Origin of the sequence: Streptomyces torulosus (assembly GCF_001419765.1) — a bacterium.
GTDB lineage: Bacteria > Actinomycetota > Actinomycetes > Streptomycetales > Streptomycetaceae > Streptomyces > Streptomyces torulosus.
On the sequence record NZ_LIRK01000596.1, the window covers coordinates 1 to 3,629 of the forward strand.

The 3,629-nt window shown below is 69.1% G+C and carries 3 protein-coding genes; all 3 read right to left on the bottom strand.

Going from position 1 to position 3,629, the window contains the following annotated elements:
• Positions 1–1,842: ATP-dependent zinc metalloprotease FtsH (gene ftsH / locus AOK23_RS34445; RefSeq protein WP_055716463.1), on the bottom strand; the 1,842-nt coding region annotated here is incomplete at its 3' end.
• Between the two features lie 199 nt (positions 1,843–2,041).
• Positions 2,042–2,602: a hypoxanthine phosphoribosyltransferase gene (gene hpt, locus AOK23_RS34450; protein ID WP_055523757.1), complete on the bottom strand. Its 561-nt coding sequence runs from the start codon at positions 2,600–2,602 to the stop codon at positions 2,042–2,044.
• Between the two features lie 87 nt (positions 2,603–2,689).
• On the bottom strand, positions 2,690–3,629 hold a 940-nt coding region (gene tilS / locus AOK23_RS34455; RefSeq protein ID WP_055716464.1), incomplete at its 5' end, for a tRNA lysidine(34) synthetase TilS.

Sequence of the window (3,629 nt, forward strand, 5' to 3'; positions counted from 1 at the left end):
GACGATGGGGGCGAAGATCTCGGCGATCTCCTCCTTGCCCAGCGTCTCCCTCTCCAACAGCTGGAGCACCAGGTTGTCGAGGACGTCGCGGTTCTCGACCAGGATCTCCCAGGCCTCGTTGTGCGCGTTCTCGATGAGCTTCTTGACCTCTTCGTCCACGAGCGCGGCGACCTCTTCCGAGTAGTCGCGCTGGTGAGCCATCTCACGGCCGAGGAACGGCTCGGTGTTGTCGCCGCCGAACTTGATGGCGCCGAGACGCTCGGTCATGCCGTACTGGGTGACCATCGCGCGGGCCAGGTTGGTGGCCTTCTCGATGTCGTTCGCGGCGCCGGTGGTCGGGTCGTGGAAGACCAGTTCCTCGGCGGCGCGGCCGCCCAGCATGTAGCCGAGCTGGTCGAGCATCTCGTTGCGGGTGGTCGAGTACTTGTCCTCGTCCGGCAGGACCATCGTGTAGCCGAGGGCTCGGCCCCGGGACAGGATCGTGATCTTGTGGACCGGGTCGGAGTTCGGAGAGGCCGCCGCGACCAGGGCGTGGCCGCCCTCGTGGTACGCGGTGATCTTCTTCTCCTTGTCCGACATGATCCGGGTCCGCTTCTGCGGGCCCGCGACCACGCGGTCGATCGCCTCGTCCAGCATCTGGTTGTCGATCAGCTTCTTGTCGCTGCGGGCCGTCAGCAGGGCGGCCTCGTTCAGGACGTTGGAGAGATCGGCACCCGTCATGCCGGGGGTGCGGCGGGCGACGGCGGACAGGTCGACGTCGGGCGCGACCGGCTTGCCCTTCTGGTGGACCTTGAGGATCTCCAGGCGGCCCTGCATGTCCGGGCGGTCGACGGCGATCTGCCGGTCGAAGCGGCCGGGGCGCAGCAGCGCCGGGTCGAGGATGTCCGGGCGGTTCGTCGCGGCGATGAGGATCACGCCGCCCTTGACGTCGAAGCCGTCCATCTCGACGAGGAGCTGGTTCAGGGTCTGCTCGCGCTCGTCGTGTCCGCCGCCGAGGCCGGCGCCGCGGTGGCGGCCGACCGCGTCGATCTCGTCGACGAAGACGATCGCCGGGGCGTTCGCCTTGGCCTGCTCGAAGAGGTCGCGGACACGGGAGGCACCGACACCGACGAACATCTCGACGAAGTCGGAACCGGAGATCGAGTAGAAGGGGACGCCCGCCTCGCCGGCGACGGCGCGCGCGAGGAGCGTCTTGCCGGTGCCGGGCGGGCCGTAGAGCAGGACGCCCTTGGGGATCTTGGCGCCGACGGCCTGGAACTTGGCGGGCTCCTGAAGGAATTCCTTGATCTCGTGGAGTTCCTCGACGGCCTCGTCCGCGCCGGCGACGTCGGCGAAGGTGGTCTTCGGGGTGTCCTTGGTGATGAGCTTGGCCTTGGACTTCCCGAAGTTCATCACTCGGGAGCCGCCGCCCTGCATCTGGTTCATCAGGAACAGGAAGACGACGACGATCAGGACGAAGGGGAGCAGGGACAGCAGGATGCCGACGAACGCGTTCTGCTTGGTCGGGGAGACCGTGTAGCCGTCGGGGATCTGCTTGTTCTGGTACTTGTCCTGCAGGGTGTTGGCGAGGGTGACGCCCTGGTCGCCGATGTAGCTCGCCTGGATCTTCGAGCTGCCCTCGATCTTCTCGCCGTCCTTGAGCTGCACCTTCAGGAGCTGCTCTTCGCCGGTGGTCAGCTTGGCCTCTTGGACCTTGTTGTCATTGATCGCCTGGACGACCTGGCCGGTGTCCACCGTCTTGTAGCCGCCGGACGAGCCGACGACCTGCATCAACACGACCACGGCAAGGACGGCCAGCACGATCCACATGACTGGCCCACGGAAGTATCGCTTCACGTCCATCCATACGGAGCGGTGCCGCCCCGTCCCTCCTGCCATAGTGAGTTTGATAAAGACTGTTCTTCGGACGGTACCCCAGCATTGTCACCCGAAGCCGCGTAGGACCGATGGCACCCCGTCCTCGCATGCTCCAACGGCTTGAAACCCGCTGGGGTTCCCGAGCGTCTCAGTAAGACTGGCCCGTGCGCGTGACGCGGGTGGTTCAGCCGCCGTAGACGTGGGGCGCGAGCGTACCGACGAACGGGAGGTTCCGGTACTTCTCGGCGTAGTCGAGGCCGTAGCCGACGACGAACTCGTTGGGGATGTCGAAGCCGACCCACTCGACGTCGATGGCGACCTTGGCGGCCTCGGGCTTGCGGAGCAGGGTGCACACCTTGAGGGAGGCGGGCTCGCGGGAGCCGAGGTTGGAGATCAGCCAGGACAGGGTCAGGCCGGAGTCGATGATGTCCTCGACGATGAGGACGTGCTTGCCCTTGATGTCGGTGTCGAGGTCCTTGAGGATCCGCACCACGCCGGAGGACTGGGTGCCCGCGCCGTAGGAGGACACGGCCATCCAGTCCATGGTGACGGGGGTGGACAGCGCCCGGGCGAGGTCCGCCATGACCATCACCGCGCCCTTGAGGACGCCGACGATGAGCAGGTCCTTGCCCGCGTACTCCGCGTCGATCTTCGCGGCCAGCTCGGCCAGCTTCGCGTCGATCTCTTCCTTGGTGATGAGTACCTGCTTGAGGTCGGCACCCATGTCTTTCGCGTCCACCCGCATCACTTTCGGTCGTCCCACGGCCGCCGCCGGACGCTTCTTTCCCCTGGGGGCCCGGGGCCCGTTGAGGGGTCCCTTCGGCGTCCGGTTTCAGCCTTGCCGAATCACCAGTCTGCCACCCTGACGCTGGGCGACGACCCGGCCGGGGAGATTGATGGCCCCCTGGCCGCGCCATCCCGTGATGAGCCGGTCGATCTCCTCGATGTGGCGGGCGAAGAGGGAACCGGCCGGGGCACCGGCCTCGATGGCGGCGCGGCGCAGGATGCGGCGGCGTACGGCGGGGGGCAGGGCGTAGAGCTTGGCGCACTCCAGGAGGCCCGCGGCGTCGCGTACGGAGGCTTCGGCCTGGCGGGCCCAGGCGTCGAGGGCGTCGGCGTCGTCGCGGGAGAGCTGGGCCGTACGGGCGAGGGCTTCGACGACGCCCTTGCCGAGGGCCTTCTCCAGGGCGGGCAGGCCCTCGTGGCGGAGCCGGGAGCGGGTGTAGGCGGGGTCGGCGTTGTGGGGGTCGTCCCAGACGGGGAGGGACTGGACCATGCAGGCCTTGCGGGCGGTCTGGCGGTCGAGTGCGAGGAAGGGGCGGCGGTAGCGGCCGCCGGCCCCCGAGACCGCGGCCATCCCGGACAGGGAGCGGATGCCGGAGCCGCGGGCGAGGCCGAGGAGGACGGTTTCGGCTTGGTCGTCGCGGGTGTGGCCGAGGAGGACGGCGGTGGCGCCGTGGCGGTCGAGGGCGGCGTCCAGGGCGGCGTAGCGAGCGTCGCGGGCGGCGGCCTCGGGGCCGCCGTCGCGGCCGACGGTGACGGCGACGGACTCGGCGGGGTCGAGGCCGAGTTCGCGCAGGCGCAGGACGACTTCCTCGGCGCGCAGCTCGGAGCCGGGCTGCAGTCCGTGGTCGACGGTGATGCCGCCGGCGCGGATGCCGAGCTTGGGCGCCTCGAAGGCGAGGGCGGAGGCGAGCGCCATGGAGTCGGCGCCGCCGGAGCAGGCGACGAGCACGAGCGGCGGGGGCGCGGGCTCGTGCGGGGGGCTCCCT